Annotated in this window: 19 protein-coding genes; 1 reads left to right on the forward strand and 18 read right to left on the reverse strand. The window is 40.3% G+C overall.

Going from position 1 to position 21,449, the window contains the following annotated elements; genetic code table 11:
- Window positions 1-94 precede the first annotated feature (94 nt).
- The 18 genes from J4N46_RS09345 to J4N46_RS09430 form a co-directional block, all read right to left on the reverse strand.
- A complete protein-coding gene (locus J4N46_RS09345) occupies window positions 95-913 on the reverse strand; it encodes a 5'-nucleotidase, lipoprotein e(P4) family (RefSeq protein WP_208059070.1) in 819 nt (272 codons plus the stop codon).
- Window positions 914-966: 53 nt separating this feature from the next.
- The gene (locus J4N46_RS09350) at window positions 967-1,905 is read right to left on the reverse strand and encodes a 2-hydroxyacid dehydrogenase (RefSeq protein ID WP_208059071.1); all 939 of its coding nucleotides are present in this window, start codon (window positions 1,903-1,905) and stop codon (window positions 967-969) included.
- A gap of 119 nt (window positions 1,906-2,024) precedes the next feature.
- Window positions 2,025-2,852: a leucine-rich repeat domain-containing protein gene (locus J4N46_RS09355; RefSeq protein ID WP_208059072.1), complete on the reverse strand. Its 828-nt coding sequence runs from the start codon at window positions 2,850-2,852 to the stop codon at window positions 2,025-2,027.
- Window positions 2,853-2,972: 120 nt separating this feature from the next.
- Window positions 2,973-4,361: a hypothetical protein gene (locus J4N46_RS09360; protein WP_208059073.1), complete on the reverse strand. Its 1,389-nt coding sequence runs from the start codon at window positions 4,359-4,361 to the stop codon at window positions 2,973-2,975.
- Window positions 4,362-4,392: 31 nt separating this feature from the next.
- The gene (locus J4N46_RS09365; RefSeq protein ID WP_208059074.1) at window positions 4,393-4,731 is read right to left on the reverse strand and encodes a hypothetical protein; all 339 of its coding nucleotides are present in this window, start codon (window positions 4,729-4,731) and stop codon (window positions 4,393-4,395) included.
- A complete protein-coding gene (locus J4N46_RS09370) occupies window positions 4,661-4,885 on the reverse strand; it encodes a hypothetical protein (RefSeq protein WP_208059075.1) in 225 nt (74 codons plus the stop codon). Before J4N46_RS09370 ends, J4N46_RS09365 begins: the two co-directional genes overlap by 71 nt.
- Before the next feature lie 441 nt (window positions 4,886-5,326).
- Window positions 5,327-5,809, reverse strand: coding sequence for a hypothetical protein (locus J4N46_RS09375; protein WP_208059076.1), 483 nt, complete (start codon window positions 5,807-5,809; stop codon window positions 5,327-5,329).
- Between the two features lie 22 nt (window positions 5,810-5,831).
- Window positions 5,832-6,560 (reverse strand): hypothetical protein, encoded by a 729-nt coding sequence (locus J4N46_RS09380; protein WP_208059077.1) that lies wholly within the window; start codon window positions 6,558-6,560, stop codon window positions 5,832-5,834.
- A 7-nt stretch (window positions 6,561-6,567) separates the two neighbouring features.
- Window positions 6,568-7,377: a DUF6935 domain-containing protein gene (locus J4N46_RS09385; RefSeq protein ID WP_208059078.1), complete on the reverse strand. Its 810-nt coding sequence runs from the start codon at window positions 7,375-7,377 to the stop codon at window positions 6,568-6,570.
- A gap of 31 nt (window positions 7,378-7,408) precedes the next feature.
- Entirely contained in the window at window positions 7,409-8,329 is a 921-nt protein-coding gene (locus tag J4N46_RS09390) for a hypothetical protein (protein WP_208059079.1), read from the reverse strand.
- A 122-nt stretch (window positions 8,330-8,451) separates the two neighbouring features.
- Window positions 8,452-9,132, reverse strand: a complete 681-nt coding sequence (locus J4N46_RS09395; RefSeq protein ID WP_208059080.1) for a hypothetical protein — start codon at window positions 9,130-9,132, stop codon at window positions 8,452-8,454.
- Window positions 9,133-9,161: 29 nt separating this feature from the next.
- The gene (locus J4N46_RS09400; protein ID WP_208059081.1) at window positions 9,162-10,082 is read right to left on the reverse strand and encodes a hypothetical protein; all 921 of its coding nucleotides are present in this window, start codon (window positions 10,080-10,082) and stop codon (window positions 9,162-9,164) included.
- Window positions 10,083-10,330: 248 nt separating this feature from the next.
- Window positions 10,331-10,522 (reverse strand): hypothetical protein, encoded by a 192-nt coding sequence (locus J4N46_RS09405; RefSeq protein WP_208059082.1) that lies wholly within the window; start codon window positions 10,520-10,522, stop codon window positions 10,331-10,333.
- A 74-nt stretch (window positions 10,523-10,596) separates the two neighbouring features.
- Window positions 10,597-12,141 carry a leucine-rich repeat domain-containing protein gene (locus J4N46_RS09410; protein ID WP_208059083.1) on the reverse strand — a complete coding sequence of 515 codons (1,545 nt, stop codon included), beginning with the start codon at window positions 12,139-12,141 and terminating at the stop codon, window positions 10,597-10,599.
- A 120-nt stretch (window positions 12,142-12,261) separates the two neighbouring features.
- The gene (locus J4N46_RS09415) at window positions 12,262-13,224 is read right to left on the reverse strand and encodes a leucine-rich repeat domain-containing protein (RefSeq protein ID WP_208059084.1); all 963 of its coding nucleotides are present in this window, start codon (window positions 13,222-13,224) and stop codon (window positions 12,262-12,264) included.
- A gap of 45 nt (window positions 13,225-13,269) precedes the next feature.
- Window positions 13,270-13,905, reverse strand: a complete 636-nt coding sequence (locus tag J4N46_RS09420) for a hypothetical protein (protein WP_208059085.1) — start codon at window positions 13,903-13,905, stop codon at window positions 13,270-13,272.
- 104 nt (window positions 13,906-14,009) lie between these two features.
- Window positions 14,010-16,454: a fibronectin type III domain-containing protein gene (locus tag J4N46_RS09425; protein ID WP_208059086.1), complete on the reverse strand. Its 2,445-nt coding sequence runs from the start codon at window positions 16,452-16,454 to the stop codon at window positions 14,010-14,012.
- A gap of 126 nt (window positions 16,455-16,580) precedes the next feature.
- Window positions 16,581-18,929, reverse strand: a complete 2,349-nt coding sequence (locus tag J4N46_RS09430; RefSeq protein ID WP_208059087.1) for a fibronectin type III domain-containing protein — start codon at window positions 18,927-18,929, stop codon at window positions 16,581-16,583.
- A 384-nt stretch (window positions 18,930-19,313) separates the two neighbouring features.
- Between J4N46_RS09430 and dnaK the strand changes: the two genes are divergently transcribed.
- A complete protein-coding gene (dnaK, locus tag J4N46_RS09435; RefSeq protein ID WP_009415804.1) occupies window positions 19,314-21,203 on the forward strand; it encodes a molecular chaperone DnaK in 1,890 nt (629 codons plus the stop codon).
- Window positions 21,204-21,449: the final 246 nt, after the last annotated feature.

The raw sequence follows: 21,449 nt of genomic DNA on the forward strand, positions 1-21,449 counted from the left end.
TTTCCTTTTAGAACTGTTCACAATCATCAAGTAATTCAGTCATTAGCAACTACTACAAACTAACGACTAACGACTAATCACTAACGACTAACTACTACTTAAACGCTTTCGTTTTGTTCTTAATAATCAGTTCTTTTTGTTCAGCAGGGATAGAGTATTTATTGCCATAGGCAGCACCTTCCCAGTCGCCGTAAGAGTAGTTGGGCAAGATGATAAAGCGCTTGCCAAACTCATTGCGGTTGTTGTGCACGGCTTCTGAGCGTCCTTCGGGGGTACGGCTGTCGAAGTCTTTGGCAAAGTCAGAAAGGTTATCGCCCATTAGTAGCACGATGTCGTAATCTTTAGCTATCTGTAAGCGGCGGTTTTCTTTGCTTTTCTCGGCAGTGCGGAGTATCAGTCTACTATCGGAAGGGAAAGGAAAGTTGTACTTGCGTAAGTTCTTGGCAGTACCTTCGCGCTCTTTTTCTAAACGATTGGTTACGTAGAAGATAGCCACTCCTTTGCTGTCGGCGTATTTAAAGAAATCCAACGCCCCTGCTAGTGGTTTGGCATCGCCTAATACCGTCCATTCTTCCCACGCCTCTTGCGAGTAGCTGATACCCTTTTTAGCACAATAGGCTTCAAAAGGCGAGTTGTCTAAGAAAGTCTCGTCAATATCAGTAACGATAGCGAGCGGTTTATCGCCTTTTTTAGCGAGAGCCTCGTCTAAACGAAGCTGAGCTACATTGAAGGCTTGCAGACAAAGCGCTTCATATTCAGCAGCGTTTTGCTGAAAGTAAGAAGACCATAGTTTGCCATTGGCAATAAGCGCACTTTCGCCCTTGGAGGCTTGCGCTGCGGTAGTAGGTTTGGTAGCACAACAACTCCCCAACAAGAGAGCCGCTACCCCAATTAATAAATAATTCTTTTTCATAATATATCAAATATCAATTTTCTTATATAGAATCGCTTTCTAACGACTAACGACTAATGACTAAAATTAATTATCTTATCTACAATCGTCTGGGCTAGTTTTTCTTTGCTTTCAAGTGTCCAGCCTGCTATATGGGGGGTTAGGATTACATTGTCTGCCTGCAAAAGGTATTTAAAGGCTTCGGGCATCTGTTTATCACTAAAGAAATCTTCAAATGAGGCTTTCTCATACTCAAGCACATCCAATCCTGCGCCCAATACTTTGCCGCTTTGTAGGGCGCGCACTAGGTCATCGGTAATGACGCTCTTGCCGCGCGCTGTGTTCAAAAACCAAAAACTCTTGGCAAAACTATTGATAAACGCTTCATTTATCATTCCTGCTGTTTGGGGCGTTTGTGGGGTGTGCAGACTTACCACATCTGCCTGACGGAAAAAATCTACTAACGTTACTTGGCGAGCATTTTCATCGCCTTTGTTAGGCAGTATATCGTAGCAAATTACTTGGCAATCGAAGCCGCGCAATTTTTTAGCAAAGCTCTTGCCCATATTGCCGTAGCCTATAATGCCTACGGTTTTGCCGTCTAACTCCCAACCGCGATTTTCCTCACGCAACCATTTGCCGTTTCTGATTTCGTTATTTGCTTTTTTAAACTTGTTTAGTAGCGATAGTAGCATTCCTAAAGCGTGTTCGCCCACTGCATTGCGGTTGCCTTCGGGGGCTGCTATTAGCTCAATGCCTTTGCTTTCGGCATAGGCTACATCTATATTTTCTAGCCCTGCTCCTACCCTACCTATAAATTTTAGCTGGGTAGCTTTGTTTAAAAATGCTTTATCGATAGGAAACCTACTGCGAATGATAATGCCATCGTAATTTGCTATTTTAGCCTCTATTTCAGCCTTAGTACTAGTGTAATCTTCGTGGTTTTCAAACCCTTGTGCCGCAAGCTGTGCCAGCATCAAAGGGTGGTTTTTGTCTATATGAAGTATTTTCATCGTTTTATACTTTTTGCCGCAAAGATACAAAATAATTATTAATTATTAGGTGCGAGTCGCACATTAGGTTCGACTCGCACAGAGTAGCGGGTTAGTGGCTAGTAGCTAAGGGATTCCTATTACTGAACCCGCCATTTTTTACCACCTAAAATTCCTAGTATTTCGGGGGTTTTCTGGTCTTGGCTTAAGAAAATTTCACCGCCTTTAGAGTGCAGGCTCTCTGCAAAGGCTTTTAAAGCTGCGCCTATAAGCCCCTCACCATTATGGCGACCGATACCTACCCTATTGAGCTTAGTGTTGGCACTCACATTCAATTGGGTAATAGGGGTGCTGCTTACAACTAATTCTTCAAGCTCGGGGAAGCCGCCAAGGGCAAGGGTACTAAGCTGGGTTGTCTCTAGACCTAATACTTTAAGATGGGGCAATTTGCCAAGTGTTAAGGAGCTTAAAGGATTAAAATCTATATATAAAATCCTTAAGTTATCATTATCAGGGATGTTTAGCGATTGTAGCTTGTTTCCACTTGCTCTGAAATCCTCAAGGTAAGGATTGTGAAGTGCTATGGCTGAAATGTCATTTCCATCACATTTCAATAATGAAACTTTACCATAAATCCTAAAAGTGTTCGCTTTTAAGGAATACGTTTCTTCCCCAAAGTTAGTAACTGCTATATCAATGCCTTCCTCCCATTTGTTATTGCCATTGAGGTCTATCCATACCGTTTTTTCATCCTCTTTTGCTGCTTCAATTCTCAGTGTTACACTACTTTTTTGGGTAGTAAGCTGTATATATTCTTTCACCTCATCGCGGTTTACTTGGGTAGTAGCGGGTGCCTCTGGCTGGTTCTTATCTTTAGAACAGCCTGCAAAAATTAGCAAGAGAATTAGCAAATTAGCAAATTTGGAAATTAGCCAATGGGTGTGGTGTGGGTTTGTTAACTTTTTCATATTGATTTTTTTTATTTATTAGGTTAATCGTTAGGTTTTTTGCTGGTTATTGGTGAGTAAGAATTAGGGAATTAGTAAATTAGTAAATTAGCTAATTCCCTAATTCTGGTATTGGGTACTCTATTCAGCTACAATATGCAAATCGGGGCAGTGGGTACCATCTTGTTTGAAGAAGGTGTAAAAGAAATCTTTCTTTTGTACGGTGGCTCCTACGGGGTCAACAACTTTGCACTTTGAAAGGGTAATACCTTCTAAAGACACTAAAGCTGCTACCTCTTTATTATTTATATTGATTTTTAGATTGGCTTGGTTGATAATAATCTGTTTTTTAGCTGAAATTTGATAGCTTGATACAACCTTACAACCTGCCCCTTCTATGGTAATATTCGCTTCGGAGTAAATGGCATCAGTATTTTTAGTGTTTATATGAAGCTCACCAGTTCCGGTAATGCGCAAATCGGCTGTTTCTATAACTTTACTAGTGGCTATAGAATTGTAACCGCGCAACACTATGGTAAGGGTTTGAGTAGCCGAAATAGCTGCTTTTTCTTTTCCATCTTCGTAACTTACTGAAATATCAGCTCCTTCAAGGGTAAGCACGCTATTGATAGGGTCGTAGTACGCTTTACCATCTTCTAATGCTGGAAATTGATTTTTATGTATATAGTAATAATTGCTAGAGGTAAGCTCTTTACCGCCTATATACACACCATATCCGCCTTGAGGTACTTCGGCATAAGGAGTATTAGGATTGCCGTTGTAGAGGCTTTCTGTAGCATTTTTGTCGTAATACATAGCTATCCAGTTTTTGCTTGCCAACACATCCAACACTTCTTTGGTAACTTTGTTTTTTTCAGTCTCACCTTTAAGCGATTGCAAGTATATTTTAGCCATTTCGGTATCTACTCTTTGGGGTAGCGTTTTTACCATAGCAAGCATAGCTTCGGCTGAGAAGTTATTCTTTGTTACATCTACCCACTTAAGATTTTTATTTTGGCTAAGGTTTAAATTGGCAAGTTCGTTACCCTCTACATTCAAGCTTTTTAGGGCAGGAGCGTGAGTTACATCCATATACTTTGCTTTGGTAGGGTGTAGCCTAAACTCGGTAGGGTTGCTATAGAAGGTAAAAACATTAGGACCCTTTGCTTCAACCGGAAATATTTGTTTTGCTTTGAACTGGTATGTTTTTTCTACTATACCTTGCTGTAAGCCGTTGTTATTGGTGTCGAACCAACCTTCGCCTTCAGCCTCTATAAGGAAGGCTTGAAGTTGATGTTCGGTGTAGAAGGTAATATAGTTGGTTTCTCCTTCCTTAATATTAGGTTTTATAGGCCAGTCTTTATAAGTAGTTTCTACTTTGCTGGGGGGTTCATTGCCATCGCTTTTAGAGCAAGCAGCGGCAAAAAGTAGCACGCAAATTAAGAAATTGGCAAATTTAATAATTTGCAAACGCGCAGAACGCAGGGAAATTAGCGACTGCTCTGAATGGGTTTTTGTCAACTTTTTCATAATAAATGATGTTTAAAATTATTTTATTTTTTTAGTATTCATCTTCCACTTCTAAATTCCAACCTTTTCCTTCTAAAATTTCCTCAATTTCATCTGTTACTTGGCTTGGGCTAAGCACTATTTCGGCACCATCACCTTCTTGAGCTTCTGCTAGCTGTTTTACAAAATTTAGAAGTGTTTCTCCTTTTATTCCTATCCCTTCTGGGCTGAGGCTAGCCGTTATAGAAGCTAATAAATTTTTTACTTTTATATTGGTGATAGGGCAACCTTTGATAGAAAGAATTGAAATTTGTGGGTTATTAGAGAGGTCTAACTCTGTAACTGCCCGTAGCTGTAAGGGTAATAGTGGTGGAGGTAGTAGCTGAGGCACTACCGGCAGCAAATACCATATAGGGTTGCTTGCTATCCACCTTGGGCTGGGGTGTCCAATCTTTGAGGTGTTCGGGGGTTTCTACTTGGGTAGTAGCAGCAGAAGGAGCCTCTGGCTCGTTCTTATCTTTAGAACAGCCAATGAAAATTAGCAAATTAGCCAATGTGAAAATTAGCAAATTTGAAAATTTGGAAATTAGCAAATTTAGAAATTTGCCAATGTGCGTGTTGTAGGTTTGTGAACTTTTTCATATCGATTTGTATGTGTTGGATTAATACTTAGTTGTTGAGGTAAGGTGATTGGCGTATTCGCCTAACCTCAATTAGCAAGATTGCTAATTTGATGATTTACCATATTATTTCGCTGCAAAGGTACGATAGTTTAGCCAATAAGAGTTTGCATTTTCTGCCAAAATGTAGGCAAAATCGGACATTTTTTAAAATTACAAAACTTGCAAAATCAGCCATCACCCCCCTGCTCAGCCCTTGCTACGCCTCAAAAAGCAGTGTAAGGTCGTAGCAAAAAAATAGTCGTTAGGTGCGAGCCGCACAGGCACCCAACAACTAAAATCGCCTGTGCGGCTCGCACCTAACGACTAATTATTATTCTGAAATGATTTTTTAAATTCATCATACAATTTATCGGAGGCGTTGAGGTCTTTGATAGTTTTGTAACGTCTTCCTACCACTTTGGTTACTCTGTCATTTTCATCGCAAGTAATCAGGTAAGAATGTGTAAGACCATCTTTAGGCTCATAGAAAGAAGTAGCATAAACTTTATTCTTACTCTTTTTCTTACCCGATGAGGCTAAGAGTTCTCCAAAACCTTCTTTAATAGTAATATCAGTAGGCAAGACAGGAGTGTTGGGCGAATAAATATAAAAGCTAACTTTCTTGTCGGGCGAGGTAAAAATAGCACTTACAAAAGTATCATCGTTGTTGTCTGAAGGCATAGAGCCTTCGGCAGTGAAATTAGCTGGGTATTTTACAGTAAAATTACTACCGTAAAAATCTTTCTTTTGTGCATAAACTCCCAAAGTAAGCACAAAAAAGAAAATTGCAATAACTGATTTGTTCATAATCCTTGATTTTAATTATTATTTATTCTGCTGTTTTATATCCTTTTCGGACTTCTTTCACCCATTTTTCGTTTACCCATTTGAAAATAACGTGTTTGTACTTTACTTTAGCATCTTCCAACCCTGCTTCGTCAAACATTGTTTCATACTCCATATCAAAAGGAATAGAACCTACGCGCATTTCAATTGAAGTTCCTTTGCGAGGAAGCACGTATTGAAAAACTACCCTATTTTTGAATAAATCTTGCAAAATAGCTTTTTCTTTAGCATTAAGGTGAGAGGTCTCAAAAAAATCACTGAGCTGAACGCCATAGGTTGGAGGTTCGTAGCTTGAGTCCTCTTTCAAATTTCCGTTGTCGTATAAATAAAATTTGAGAGCTCCATTGCCTTCGTCTTTGTTTACCCCCACGAGTTTTCGCCCGTCTTTGAGGTTCCAGTAGCAGATTTCAAATTTATAGCCTTCCAAAAAATAATAAAAGGCTGAAAGATAACCACTTCTCGGATCGCATACATCTATATAAGCATAAGTACCTTGGTAATTTTCAACATCTGTATTAGGTCGTTGACCAATGGTTTTAAGCATTTTCTTTCGATTTTTGAGAGTAAAATCTTGATGATCGAAAGCACTATCGGGCAGCATCAAAAAAATATCTTTGATACCTATTTTCTTAGTTGCGTTGGGTTGATTGTTGTTCTGCGCTACCATCCCAACCACAGATAAGAAGCATACAATACATAATATTCGTTTCATAAATTTATTAGTTTATAAAAGGAGCTACGCCCTTGTAAGGATGACTATAACTAACGGGTTCTGGATCTACAAGTATGTCGCCCGATGATTGTACAAGATAGTACTTATCTTGGCTCGGCTCGTCTGGCTTAGCGGTTTTAACTACTGAAAACTGAGCAAATTCCTTTGCTATATAACCATTCCCTTTTAAGCGTCTAAAGTTATAAACTTTTAGGTATTTCAAATAGGCTTGAAACTCGCTGGAATAAGTACCCCCTGCTTCCTTTTCGGTATCTTTCATCAGTGCTGTATCCACTTCCACTGTAATAGTATAAGGCTCAATAGGGTTATAGCCTGTTGCTGGCTTGCTCCCCGCCAATAAAGAAGCCGCTGCATAAGGCTTTTTGTACTCGTAGAAAACTCGTTTAAAACTATCTACAACAAACCCTTGGTAAGTAGCGGTTACACATAGCTTAACGCACTCTTCGCCAATAGCTTTGTTATGACTATACATTTCCATAGCCATAATTTGCAATAAGATAGCACCTCCTAATCTAGTACCTACTTTTTCGCGTACTTCCCTAAACTCTTTAACCGAATCGGGAAAACGATTGAAGGTAAAAGTTTCGGTGGCTTGCCCTGTAGGATTCTCTCCTATACGTCCCTCAACTTCTACTGTAAGAGGTGGTAAATTCTTTTTACCTGTAATAGAAGTTGTAAGTATATTAGAATGGGAGTTCACATTAGCGTTCGGGTCTTCTTTTTTGCAGCTGCTAAGGCTTAGTGCTGCAACTATAGCCGCAAGGGTTGCCCCTTTTTTGATTAATTTTATTGCCATAATCATAGTGTATTAATTACTTTTCAAAAAGTTAGTAGTATTCTATTTTATAAACCCTTATTGATGGGTTTTCGTCATTAATTATGGTTGATTGTACAATATTACCTTTATCGTCATAAACGTATTCGTTAGTATTTTCACGATGGTCTTCATCATACTCAATGCCAGCAGGAGTATCAAAAGTTGATTTAGTAATATTGCCATACTTATCATAAAAGAAAAGAGAAATGGTAGGTGGATTTCCTTTTTCGCTAGTTCTTTGCTCTATTCTTTCGCACAAGTTTTTGCCGTTGTATGTGTAAACAGATTCTGATTGGGGCATTGGGTCTTCCCCTGCATAAAAACATTCTTTCACCAAAAGGTTTTGCTTGTTATAGTACTTAGCAGTATAGCTTTTTTGATCGTAGCTATTTGAGTTTCTCTCTACAACCTTTTTCCCTTCAGGGGTAAGCGTAAGCTCGTAGCTGTAGGTTGTTTTATCTTCCATATTTTCTTTGTTGTTTTTATAAGTAGATATGCAAGCAGTGAGGTATCCATCGGCTGAGTACTCATAGCGGTCGGTCGATTCGCTATCGGCATCCTTTCTTTTGATAGCTATAAGTCGGTTTTGGGCATCGTACTCGTATAGTGATTCTAAAACAGGCGCCTCGCCTTCTTTTTGATAATTAGCTACACGTGCGAGCAAACCTTCTGGGGTAAATTCTTTTACTACAATAGGTTCATAATCTTCAACCAACGCTCCGCGTTTTACGTTGTTATTGTCGTCTATTTCTACTTCATAGTTATATTCTGTTATTTTTTTCACCTTACCTTGCAGGTTAAAGTCTTTCCAACAGCAATTTTCTACTAAACCGAGTGTGCTACCGGATGAGGTAGCATTACTATGGTTTGAATTGTTGTGGCAGGCTATAAATGCCAAACAAAAGACCGAAAATGTAATTACTTTTTTCATAGTTAATAATTTTATTTGTTTAAAATATCCCCCCTTCCGCTGTGACACTCGCAGACTCCCTTCAAAAAGAGAATAAGGGGGGGGATATCATACCTGAAAAATTTTCGGGGTAGTTTCAAATACTAAAATTTCTTTTCCCAACCTTTGGCTTCAAGCAGGTCTACAGCAGTTTGGGTGATAACCGGCGAGAGGGCTTTGAAGACGCCTTTTTTCTCTTTATCTTTGCGTGAGGGAAGGCGTTTTAAAAATTCATTAAAATTCTTTGTGCCTATTAGCTTTGGATTGGTCATCACTACTTCGCGAAGTTCTTTTATAAAGTTTTCATTAGTAGAGAGTTCAATATTTTCTACGCTCTCACTTCCGCTAATGTCAATTACTTCAAGGCTGTTGGCTTTGATTATTTTGCAATTGGTAAGGGAGCTGCAGTTGGTAACTTTGAGTGTTTGGATAAAGCGATTTTGCACCTCTATGGTAGTGAGGCTTTTTTGCCCTGTAAGCAATAAGCTGTTGATATGCCCAAAGATGGTTACATTTTTCGTAGAAGCCCTGTACTCTTTAAGAGGTTTGAGCTCTTCACCAGCATCTTTAGTAAGGTTGCCATTGAGGTCGATGTAGGTCGGGTTGGCATCATCGTTAGTGGTTGTTACCTCACTGAAAGAGAAAGTATTGTTTTCGGTTGCGAAAGTAAGCGACACTTTCGGTGCGATAATCGCTTCAAGCAAAGGAGAGCTATTATCATCTTTACACTGCGTAAGTAGCATTGCGGTGAATGCTAACATCACTAAATGAATTTTTTTATACATAGCCAAAATAATTTATTGTATTATCATTATTACTTCACAAGTACCGTGCGCATACCTATGCCTTTATAGCGCAATTTGCCGTATTTGCCTCCTCCTTGATAATCTTCGCAGAAACTATAGTCGTGAGCAGTGAGCTTGCCTGTTTTTTTATCTTTGTACACAGCCCAAGCCATTACAGCACGATCGGTGGGTACATTCCCATTGTAATGCACTTGCCAGCTATCGTTGATTACTACTACACGAATTACCGAAGGGTCTTGCTTTTTAGCAAGTGCCAATACTTGCGCACTGAGCTGTTTGTGCATAGCCCCTGGGGTAAGGGTCATCTGTTCGGGTTCAGGCATTACGATAGCATCATCTATAATCTTGATGTATTCAGGACCTTCGCTATAACGCTGGTAGTAGGCTTGTAGCTGGGTGAGTTTGTTGGCATTCACACTGTAATTGCGATGCTGGGTAAGTACTTTTTTGTAAAGCTCATTGGCTGCTAACATATAAACAGTTTTTTTATAAGCTTCTTTTTCGCCCTCTATTTGTTGGTATAACTGTAGTACGCTTTCAGCTACATAGGTGATGTCGGTAACGGAGCGCGCCATTTCCACCATCATTGCTTCGCGGCGACCTTGTGCCGACTCATTGGTGTAAGGAAACACCCATCCTTTTTGAGCATCGGCTACCCCTGCTTTGTTAGCGACGGCATACTCTCTTACTAAGCGCACTCGGGGGCTTTCGTTTGCCAATAAAAAGGCAAGATTCCAAGGGGCTTGCTTGCTATTGGGGTCGGCAAAAAAGCGCGCCGCAAAAGGATAACGAAACATATCATCTTTGTTTAGTGCCAACTTTTGTCCATCGGCACTGATAAGTTCTTTGTTGTTGTTCTCGTTATACCCTATCAAGGTTACAACGCCACTGAGGTCTGACCCTGGAGGGGTAGCCAAGAATCTGTACATCAGTTCGAGGTAGTGTATGTAAGGGTAATCTTGTCGTCCTTCGCCTAAGCAGTAAATATTAGGATATTTATAGTAAGGCTGAAGCGGAAAATACTGCGGGTCGAGATGCTCGTAGGCAGCGTGTACCTGCTTATAGGGGCGACTAAAGCCGGATTGTACCTTATCGCTATTAGCATCGGGGTCAGCCTTAAGCGCCTCTTTTGAGGGAGAAAAATCGTGCTTGTAGAGATTGGTAAGGTCTACACTTTTTAAGCCTGCTTTTTCCGCTGCCCTATTAGCAGTTTGTTTAGCTTCTTTTTTACAGCTTCTTTAGCTTCATTTTTTATAGCTTCTTTAGCTTTGTTTAGCAAATTACCCAACTGTGCATTGGCGGTGGTAGTGAAAGCAAGTGCCAATACAACAGTTGCTGACAGTGCAATGATACGATTGAAATGTAACATAGTAATAAATGTCCCCCTATAAACCTCTTGTCAGAGGAACGCCGTATCGGGGACTTGGGCATTAGGTTGATTATTTATTCTATTTCCCAATTCAGACCTCCTAAGAGTGCTTCAACTTCTCCTGTTACTTGATCCAAACTGCTTAGCCCTACCTTACCTTTATTATTTTTTGGTCTTTGGGGTAGTTGTCTTAGAACATTCATAAGAGCTTCACCTTGTAGTAGGTTACCCTCTTCGCTTTCAAAACTTATCTTTTCTATTTTATTGTCCTTTCTTATTTTTAGCGTAGTTAGGGGAGTTCCTCCTACATACACCCATTTTATTTGAGGGTTGTTGCTAAGATCTAAACTAGTAAGCTTTGTGTTTGATACTTCTATATGCTCAAGCTTAGTGTTTTCTTTAAGATCTAAGCTGGTTAATTTTTCACAACTAAATACACTTAATTTGGTAAGATTAGGAAAATACTTTGTTGTTATGGTGGGTACAGGTATTGTTTCGTTTAGGTGCAATTCTTTAAGATTGGGAGCTCCTTCGGTTATTATCTGTGTATAGGTATCTAATTTCAACACCTCCAAATGCTCTATATTTTCTATATAAGGAATATTATTATTAAAAATATTCAATTCCTTAAGAGCTGTGTTATGGCTAATATCTATAGCACCGAGCTTGCCATTCGTCCAAGTAAATGATTTTACCTTACCGTAAACCTTAAAAGTTTGCGTTTTTAGTAGGCAGTTATCTGCGGGGTAGTATTGGTCAATCCCTTCGTCCCATTTGCCATTGTTGTTCAGGTCTACCCATATCTCTGCCTTATGCTGTTCCTCTGCTTCTATTTTTAGTATTATGGGTTTTCCTAAGTCGAGATAAGAGGTCAGCTCTATGTAGTTGCTTTTGTCCAAGTCAGTAAGATGCGCTTCTGTAAAGGGCACTTCTCTGCCGTCTACAACTTTTATGGCTGCCCATTGAGTTGTTTTTACAGTCTCAAGCACCTTTTTTGTTACTTTATTAGCATCTCCATCGTTGCTGCGAAGTCGTATGGATGCATTAGGGTCGGTAGTTTTAGGTAAAGAGGCTATAAGGTTCAGCATAGCTTTCTCGCTAAGCTGGTTATTCGATACATCCAACCACTTTAGTGTCGCATTCTTGCGCACATCGGCAGCGATAAGAACATTATCCGAGACATTAAGCCTTGTTACTCTACCATACACAACAAAAATCTTGTTAGTAGGCTTGAAAGCAATAGGCTTAGTAAAATCAGTAATGCGCTTGTCTACCCCCTCATCAAAAACGCCATTGTTATTAGTATCTACCCACACATCGGTAGCAGAGGCGGTATTTCCCACAGCGAGAAGACCGATGAGGGTAGGGGCAGTAGCTTCAGTAGCAAATGCCATATAAGGTTGTGTGCTATCTACCTTAGGCTGAGGCACCCAGTCTTTCAGGTGAGCAGGCGTTTCTACAGGGGTAGAAGGAGCCACAGGCTCATTGTTATCCTTTTTAGAGCAACCTATAAAAGTTAGCAAGAAAATTAGCAAATTTGCCAATTTGAAAATTTGCGAATGTTCAAACCGCAAAGGAATGAGCCAATGCATAACGTGTTTTAATGATATTTTTTTCATAACAATATTTTTTTATGTTAATAGTAGGCTCAAGCGCCTATAGTTTTTTTTAGATTTCAAGGTTCAGGGGTTAGTTTTTAGATTTCAAGCGTTAGGCAGGGTGAGGGCAGAACTATTTTGCTAATTCTCAGAAAACGCTTTCCACTTCTTGCCCTCTAAAAGTTCCTTAACCTCCTCGGTAACTTGGTCAGGGCTTAAAAATATCTGCCCCTCTTTGCCTTCTTCGCGTGTAGGTAGCTGATTTATAAAGTCCATAAGTGCTTCTCCTTGTATCCCGTCACCTTCTTCGGTAAGCTCAATATTTACAACTTTTAGCGCTGTATTCCCTGCTATGTTTAGCTTAGTAAGAGGAGTACCTGAAGCGTATAAGTTTTCAAGCTGAGGCTGATGCGAAAGGTCTAAGGTAGTTAGCCCTGTGCCATCAATATGTAGCGAAGTAAATTTCTGATTTTTACTAAGGTCTAAGCTTTTGATACTTTTAAAATTGAATATAACTAAACTTTCAAGCTCAGTAAAGAGGCTCGTATCTATAGCAGCCAAAGGGGTAGTTTTGTTTACATTCAAATAGGTAAGCCCCTTAGGCAAATGACTGTTTTTTAGGGTATGGCTGTCTATTTTTAACGTTTTTAAAAACTCTAAACGCGCTATAGAGGGAAGGTTGTTATCTTTCGCATACAACTCTGTAAGAGCAGGGTTATGACTGATATCTATGGCACTAAGCAGATTGCTTTCGCAATTCAGCTTCTTCACTTTACCATAAATTCTAAACGTTTGAGCTAGGAGGGTATACTCCATACTCTTGTCTAAGCTCGTTGGTTTTTGGTCTATGCCCTCGTCCCACTTGCCATTGCTGTTAAGGTCTAACCACACCTCTGCTTCGTCTGCCTTGTCTGCACCTATATAAAGATTTACTTTCTCGCCTATGGTTTTTTCGGTGGTAAGCTCCATATAATAAGAGCCAAGGTCAGTCGGAGTAGGAGGAGTCACAGGCTCATCGTTATTGCTTTTAGAGCAGCCTACCACTGCGGAAGCTGCTACAAGGACTGCAAAAAATCCTTTTCTGAAGTTACAATTTTTTTCCATAGCAATCATTTTTTTTAAAATCTTGAGTTCTTATTTTTATAATTTTTAATATTGCTCAGCATCATTACCTTTTGCCCACATTGCTATCCAATTTTTAGCCTTTAGGGTTTGTAGTATAGCAGGAGTTACCTTATTCTGTTCTTTACCTACAGCCCCTTTGTCTTCAAGAGTGATGATAGACTGCTCTTCATCAGTAGAGCGGTCGGGCAGTGCAGCTACTATGCGCTGAAGTTCATCAGCTTTCAGGTGGTTGAGCTGTAAGTATAGCACCCTTATTTTAGGTGCTTTGCTAAGGTTGAGCGTAGCGATAAGGTTATCACTACACCACAATTCCTTTAGCTGGCTACCATCCATCACCTCCAAATGGGTAATGCGCTGTCCTTCGCATTGTACATTCTCAAAAACCCCGTAGATATTGATGGTTTTAGCATCGATAGTATACTTATGTATACCCCACTTTACCTCTTCACCTTTGTCTTTTTTGGCATTGCCATTAAGGTCTATCCATATTGTTTTGCTGTTAGCCTCTTCAAAAGGTACTAACGATATTTCTATTTTTTCGCCTTTAGCCTTATCGGTAGTCAGACTTATGGCAGGCTGCTGAAGCACTGCAGGTAATTTCTTTTGTGCCCAAAAAGACAAAGGCAAAAAGAGTAAAATTGTAAATATTGATTTTGACATATTACTTTATTTTATTACTTTTTTTTCTATTTACTAACATCTAATTCTCTCATTTGCTAATTCCCTCATTTGTTAATTTCCAAATTTCCAAATTTGCTAATTTCCTAATTCACCTTCCAAAACTTGCTCCTTAAGTAGTTCTTCACTGCCTCGGTAGCTTGAGCAGGGCTTAAGTATATACTGCCCTCTTCGCCTTCCTTCTGTGTAGGAAGCTGCTTTAGAAAATCCATAAGTGCCTTGCCTTGTAGCCCTTCACCCTTTTGGGTAAGCTCAATTCTTACATATTGCAGTGCTCTATTCCCTGCTACGTTTAGCTTAGTAAGAGGGTTAAAATCAGCGTATAAAATTCTAAGATTAGGCTGATTTGAAAGATCTAAGGTAGTAAGCCCTGTGTTATAAACGGATAGGTTTGTAAGTTTTTCGTTCTTGCTAAGGTCTAAGCTTTTGAGGTTTTTGCAATTATCTATGTCTAAAATTCTAAGTTCGGTAAAGAGGCTGGTATTTATAGTTGTGAGAGGGGTGGTTTCTCTTACAATTAACTCGGTAAGCCCCTCAGGTAAACTGCTGGCGAGCAGCGTATGGCTGTCAATACTTAACTCTTCTATATCCTCTAAATGCGCTATAGAGGGAAGATTGTTCTCTGCAGCATACAACCGTGTAAGAGCAGGGGTATGACTGATATCTACCTCAGTAAGCTGGTTCTTCGGGCACTTCATATTCCGCACTATACCATAAATTCTAATTCTTTGAGCTTGGAGGGTGTATTTTATTTTTCTGTTGAATTCCGTAGGTTTTTCGTCAATACCTTCGTCCCATTTGCCATTGCCATTAAGGTCTACCCATACCCCTGCTTTGTATTCATCGAATGCATATATATCAAGCTCTATCTTTTCGCCTACGGCTTTTTTAGTAGTAAGCACTATATAGTGAGAGGTATTAAGCCCCTCAGTCTTAGTTTCTTCTTTTTTGGCAGTAGTAAAAGTCTTTTCGGGGTATTTAGCTTTGTTACCGGCTTTATCAAAAACCTCTACCCATATGGTATAAGTGGTGCTGGGGGTAAGTCCTTCAATCTTATAACTGAAAAAAGCTGCCTTAGGGGTGCCGCTGTTCTTTACTTCGGCACTGCCATTCACTTTCCAAAACACTTGGTAACGCAACCCCTCAAAAGAGGTTTTGTTATCGGTAGCGGCTTCCCAGCTGAGAGTAGCGGTTTGGTCGGTAACTATTATCCTATCGCTAATAGCTGCAGGGGTAGGTGCTTGGTTATCAGGTTCTGCTGGGGTGGTAACCTCCTTAGCTTCGTAGTCGGTAGCGTTATTAGCTTCGTCCATTACTTTTACCTTTACCACGTAGGTAGTTTTTTCGGTAAGTCCTATAAGGGTAAGGGCAAGCATATTTTCTTTTAGTTCAGAAGTTTTTACTTCGCTGCTGCCTTTTACGTTGTACAACACTTGGTAGCGCAATTTTCCGGCAACGGTTTTATTGTCGGTAGCTGCTGTCCATTTTAGGTTAAGGGTGTTAAAAGTAGCGGTAGCCTCGCTAATAGCACCTGCCTTAGGAGCTTCCTTATCGGCAGCTTCGGGAGCTGCTGGGGTGGTAACCTCCTTAGCTTGGTACTCGGTAGTGTTATTAGCTTCGTCCATTACTTTTACCTTTACTATATAAGTAGTTTTTTCGGTAAGTCCTGTAAGGATAAGGGCAAGCATATTTTCTTTTACTTCGGAAGTTTTTACTTCGCTGCTGCCTTTTACGTTGTACAACACTTGATAGCGCAATTTTCCAGTAGCGGTTTTATCATCGGTAGCCGCTGTCCATTTTAGGCTAAGGGTGTTGAAGGCAGTAGCAGTAGCCTCAGTAATAGCACCTGCTTTAGGAGCCTTAGTATCGGCAGGAAGGTCGGGTGTTTCTTTATTGTCTTTTATTTTCAAAGTTTGCCAACCGCGCTGTTTGGCAGCTATTAGCACGGCATCGGTTACAGCATTACCATCGCCTTCAGCCCTGTGCAATACCACTTCAGTAGTACCCGTAGCGGTAGGCAATGATTTTACAAGGTCTAACAAGGCTTTTTCTTCAAGCCAATTGTCGGCAATATTCAGCTTTGTTAATGCCTCATTCTTGCGCACATCGGCAGCGGTAAGGGCGTTGCCAGTAGCGTTAAGTTCTTTTACCTTTCCATACACAGTAAAGAGTCCTTTGGTAGCAGTAAAGGTGATAGGCTTCGTAAAATCGGTAATGCGTTTGTCTATCCCTTCGTCAAAAACGCCGTTGTTGTTAGTATCTACCCACACATCGGTAGCGGTAGCGGTGCTGCCCACTGCCGTAAGACTAAGAGTAGTAGCCGAAACATTACCCGTAGCAAACGCCATATAAGGCTGAGCCACATCTATCTTAGGCTTGGGAGACCAGTCGGTAAGGTGTTCAGGTGTCTGTACGGTAGTAGGTGCCTCAGGTTCGTCATTATTGCTTTTAGAGCAACCTACGAAAATTAGCCAATTAGCCAATGTGAAAATTAGCCAATGTGCCGGACGGATGTTTGATAAATTTTTCATTAGATCCTCTCCCCCTACCCCCTCTCGCAAGGAGAGGGGCAAGCCGAAAATGGGAGTACGCGGCGATAAGTTTTTTTTGTGTTAGGGTTTAGACAATTTTGACCGCTAGCGACTAAAAATTCTTCTTTATTTAATTTTCCAATCTTTTCCAAGTAATGTATTCACTATGGCAGGTGTTTTCTGATCCTCACTTAAGTAAATTAGACCTTTACCAGCAGGTAGGCTCTTTATAAAGTTTTCTAAAGGAGTACCTATAAGCCCTTTGCCGCCATAACGGGCAATACCAACCTTTTTAAGAAGGGGATTTTTACTCGCATCTAAGCTGGTTAGCGGGGTGCCTTCCACAAATATTTCCTTAAGATTTCTGTAAGGGCTAATGTCTAAAGAAGGCAGATTGGTGCTACTTACATTTAAGCTTTCAAGATTGGGTTCTTTGCCAATATGCAAGGAAGTAAGCGGATTGTCAGCTATACCCAAAACTTTTAAGGCTTGAGAATCAGGAACCGTTAGGGTGGTGAGCTTGTTTCCGCCTACATAAACTATCTCAAGGGCAGGATTGTGTAATACCACTTTGGAAATTTCATTGTCCGCATTATGACATCTAAAGTCGTTAACCTTTCCGTAAACCCTAAAAGTTTTAGCTTTTACTGTATAAGCAACCTTATCTAAACTAAAATTCTGAGGTATCACATCTATATCTTTATCCCAGTGCCCATTGTTATTAAGGTCTATCCATACCTTTTTTTGCTCATCATAAGAGGCAGTTTTTATAGAAAGTTTTATCGTTTCGCCTATGGGTTTGTCGGTGGTAAGCTCTATATAGTTAGTTTTGTCTAACGCGTCATAAGGGTCTGGTTTTTTGTCGGTTGTAAATTTTTGAGGAGGGTACTGAGCTTGTAGGTTAGCCTTGTTCCATACTTTTACCCATACCTCATAGGAGGTATTTTCTTTAAGGTCGGTAAGGGTGTACTCAAAAATATTGGTTTGTATAGGGCTGCTTTTCTCATCCGTTGTACCTTCTACCTTCCAAAACACTTGGTAGCGAAGTTCTGCCGAAGGAGTTTCTTTGTCCTGAGCCAAGAACCAAGTAATCTTAACCTTGTCATAAGTTAGTTTTTCTATATGTTTAATAGTGCTAGGGGTAGGGGGTACAGCAGGAATTGCAGCGGTAGTTACCTCTTTAGCTTCGTAGTCGGTAGCGTTACCCGCTTCGTCCATTACTTTTACCTTTACAATATAGGTAGTTTTTTCGGTAAGCCCTGTAAGGGTAAGGGCAAGCATATTTTCTTTTACTTCGGAAGTTTTTACTTCGCTGCTGCCTTTTACGTTGTACAACACTTGGTAGCGCAATTTTCCGGCAACGGTTTTATTGTCGGTAGCTGCTGTCCATTTTAGGTTAAGGGTGTTAAAAGTAGCGGTAACCTCGCTAATAGCACCTGCCTTAGGAGCTTCCTTATCGGCAGCTTCAGGAGCTGCTGGGGTGGTAACCTCCTTAGCTTGGTACTCGGCGGTGTTGCCTGCTTCGTCCATTACTTTTACCTTTACTATATAAGTAGTTTTTTCGGTAAGCCCCGTAAGGGTAAGGGCAAGCATATTTTCTTTTACTTCGGAAGTTTTCACTTCGCTGCTGCCTTTTACGTTGTACAACACTTGGTAGCGCAATTTTCCAGTAGCGGTTTTATCATCGGTAGCCGCTGTCCATTTTAGGCTAAGGGTGTTAAAGGCAGTAGCAGTAGCCTCAGTAATAGCACCTGCTTTAGGAGCCTTAGTATCGGCAGGAAGGTCGGGTGTTTCTTTATTGTCTTTTATTTTCAAAGTTTGCCAACCGCGTTGTTTGGCAGCTATTAGCACGGCATCGGTTACGGCATTACCATCGCCTTCTGCCCTGTGCAATACCACTTCAGTAGTACCCGTAGCGGTAGGCAATGATTTTACAAGGTCTAACAAGGCTTTTTCTTCAAGCCAATTGTCGGCAATATTCAGCTTTGTTAATGCCTCATTCTTGCGCACATCGGCAGCGGTAAGGGCGTTGCCAGTAGCGTTAAGTTCTTTTACCTTGCCATACACAGTAAAGAGTCCTTTGGTAGCAGTAAAGGTGATAGGCTTCGTAAAATCGGTAATGCGTTTATCTACTCCCTCGTCAAAAACGCCATTGTTGTTAGTATCTACCCACACATCGGTAGCGGTAGCGGTGCTGCCCACTGCCGTAAGACTAAGAGTAGTAGCCGAAACATTACCCGTAGCAAACGCCATATAAGGCTGAGCCACATCTATCTTAGGCTTGGGAGACCAGTCGGTAAGGTGTTCAGGTGTCTGTACGGTAGCAGGTGCCTCAGGTTCGTCATTATTGCTTTTAGAGCAACCTATGAAAATTAGCAAGAAAATTAGCCAATTTGCCAATTTTAAAATTTGCCAATGCTCAAACCACAAAGGAATAAGCCTATGTGCAACGTGTTTAAATGATACTTTTTTCATAATAATAACAATTTAAATGTTAATAGTTTTTCAGGTGTCAGTCACTTATCCTCCAGCGAACGATGAGCGAAGGATAATTATCCTTTTATTTCACTGCAAAAGTAGTGCGGTTTTGCGAATAAGAGCTTGCGTTTTTTGCCAAAATATATGCAAAATCGGACATTTTTCACTTGAAGGTGAATATGCAAAATCGGACATCTGTCAGCCTATGAGCCCTTATCAGATAAGGAAATGGCAGTGTCACCTCACTATAAAAATAATTTTATCAGAAATAAAAACTGACAATTTGGCAGCAAAATACGTTTGGCACAATCATTGTTTATTAGTATGTCGTAAGCGTAAGGCTTACAAGAGAATGTTGAACAAAAAAAGAAATTATTTAATATGAGTAAGATTATAGGTATAGACTTAGGAACCACCAACTCGTGTGTTTCTGTAATGGAAGGTAAAGACCCCGTAGTAATTACAAATGCTGAAGGCAAACGTACTACCCCATCAGTAGTAGCTTTTGTAGAAGGTGGTGAAATGAAAGTAGGTGACGCTGCTAAACGACAAGCCGTTACCAATCCTCATAAAACTATTTATTCAATAAAACGTTTTATGGGTAACAAATTTTCAGAAGTAGAAAAAGAAATTGCTCGTGTGCCTTACAAAGTTGTAAGAGGCGATAACGATACTCCTCGCGTAGATGTAGATGGTCGTCTTTATACACCACAAGAAATTTCAGCTATGATACTTCAAAAAATGAAGAAAACAGCCGAAGACTTCTTAGGGCAACCCGTAACCCGTGCAGTGATTACAGTACCTGCATACTTCAACGATGCGCAACGCCAAGCTACTAAAGAAGCGGGTGAAATCGCAGGATTGAAAGTAGAACGTATCATCAACGAACCTACCGCAGCTGCTTTGGCTTATGGACTCGACAAAAACCATAACGACCATAAAATCGCAGTATTCGACTTTGGTGGAGGTACACACGATGTTTCTATCTTAGAGCTCGGCGATGGTGTATTTGAAGTGCTATCTACCGATGGTGATACTCACCTTGGTGGTGATGATGTTGATGAAAAAATCATCAACTGGCTAGCTGAAGAGTTCCAAGCTGAAGAAAATATTGACCTTCGCAAAGACCCTATGGCACTACAACGCCTTAAAGAAGCTGCTGAAAAGGCTAAAATTGAACTTTCTTCATCAACAGAAACTGAAATCAATTTGCCTTATATTACAGCTACTGCTTCAGGACCTAAACACTTAGTACGCAAGCTCTCTCGTGCTAAATTTGAACAGCTGATAGATGACTTAGTAAAACGTACTATCGAGCCTTGCCGCAAAGCATTGCAAAACGCTGGTTTGAGTGTGAGTGATATAGACGAAGTTATCTTAGTAGGTGGTTCTACACGTATTCCTGCGGTGCAAGAAGCAGTAGAAAAATTCTTTAACAAAAAACCTAACAAAAGTGTAAACCCCGATGAGGTTGTAGCCATAGGAGCTGCTATACAAGGGGGCGTACTTACAGGCGATGTGAAAGATGTGTTGCTATTAGACGTTACTCCGCTATCATTAGGTATTGAAACTATGGGGGGTGTAATGACCAAACTGATAGATGCCAACACTACTATCCCTACTAAAAAGTCACAAGTATTCTCAACAGCAACCGACAACCAACCTAGTGTTGAAATACACGTGCTACAAGGAGAACGCCCAATGGCAAACGACAACAAAACAATAGGTCGTTTCCACTTAGATAATATTCCACCAGCACCACGTGGAGTGCCACAAATTGAGGTTACCTTCGACATTGATGCCAACGGTATCATCAACGTATCGGCTACCGATAAAGGCACAGGCAAATCGCACAACATCCGTATAGAAGCTTCTTCAGGACTTTCTAAAGAAGACATTGAAAAGATGAAACGCGATGCCGAAGCAAATGCCGAAGCTGACAAAAAAGCAAAAGAAAAAGCTGACAAGTTAAACGAAGCTGACGCTATGATATTCCAAACTGAAAAACAATTGAAAGAGTTTGGCGATAAAATACCAGCTGATAAAAAAGGTGCTATAGAAAGTGCTTTAAGTGAACTTAAAAAAGCTTTTGAAAGCAAAGACTTGAGCGCAATAGAACCTGCTTTAAGCAAGATTAATACAGCTTGGCAACAAGCCTCAGAAGACCTCTACAAAGCGCAACAAGGCGGCGCCACAGAACAACCTAACGCTGGACAACAGCAACAAAGCGGCGACAACGTCCAAGACGTAGACTTTGAAGAAGTAAAATAGTCCGTAGCACGGACAGGCAGATAAAAAAGCCTGCTGAAAAGTTTAAAATAAACTTTTTAAGCAGGCTCTTTATTTTGTGATATTTTATATCTTTTGCAAAATCAAACACAATATAGAATGCGATAGTTAGAGTCAAAAAAGTACTTGATAAAAAAGCAGTTAATCAAACTTAACTTACCGAAAAACTCGATAAAAGTTCAAGTATTATCAATTCCCTATGCCTGCAATAGGAGCAACCAAGCCTCA

Origin of the sequence: Capnocytophaga bilenii (genome assembly GCF_017565765.1) — a bacterium.
GTDB classification, from domain to species: domain Bacteria; phylum Bacteroidota; class Bacteroidia; order Flavobacteriales; family Flavobacteriaceae; genus Capnocytophaga; species Capnocytophaga bilenii.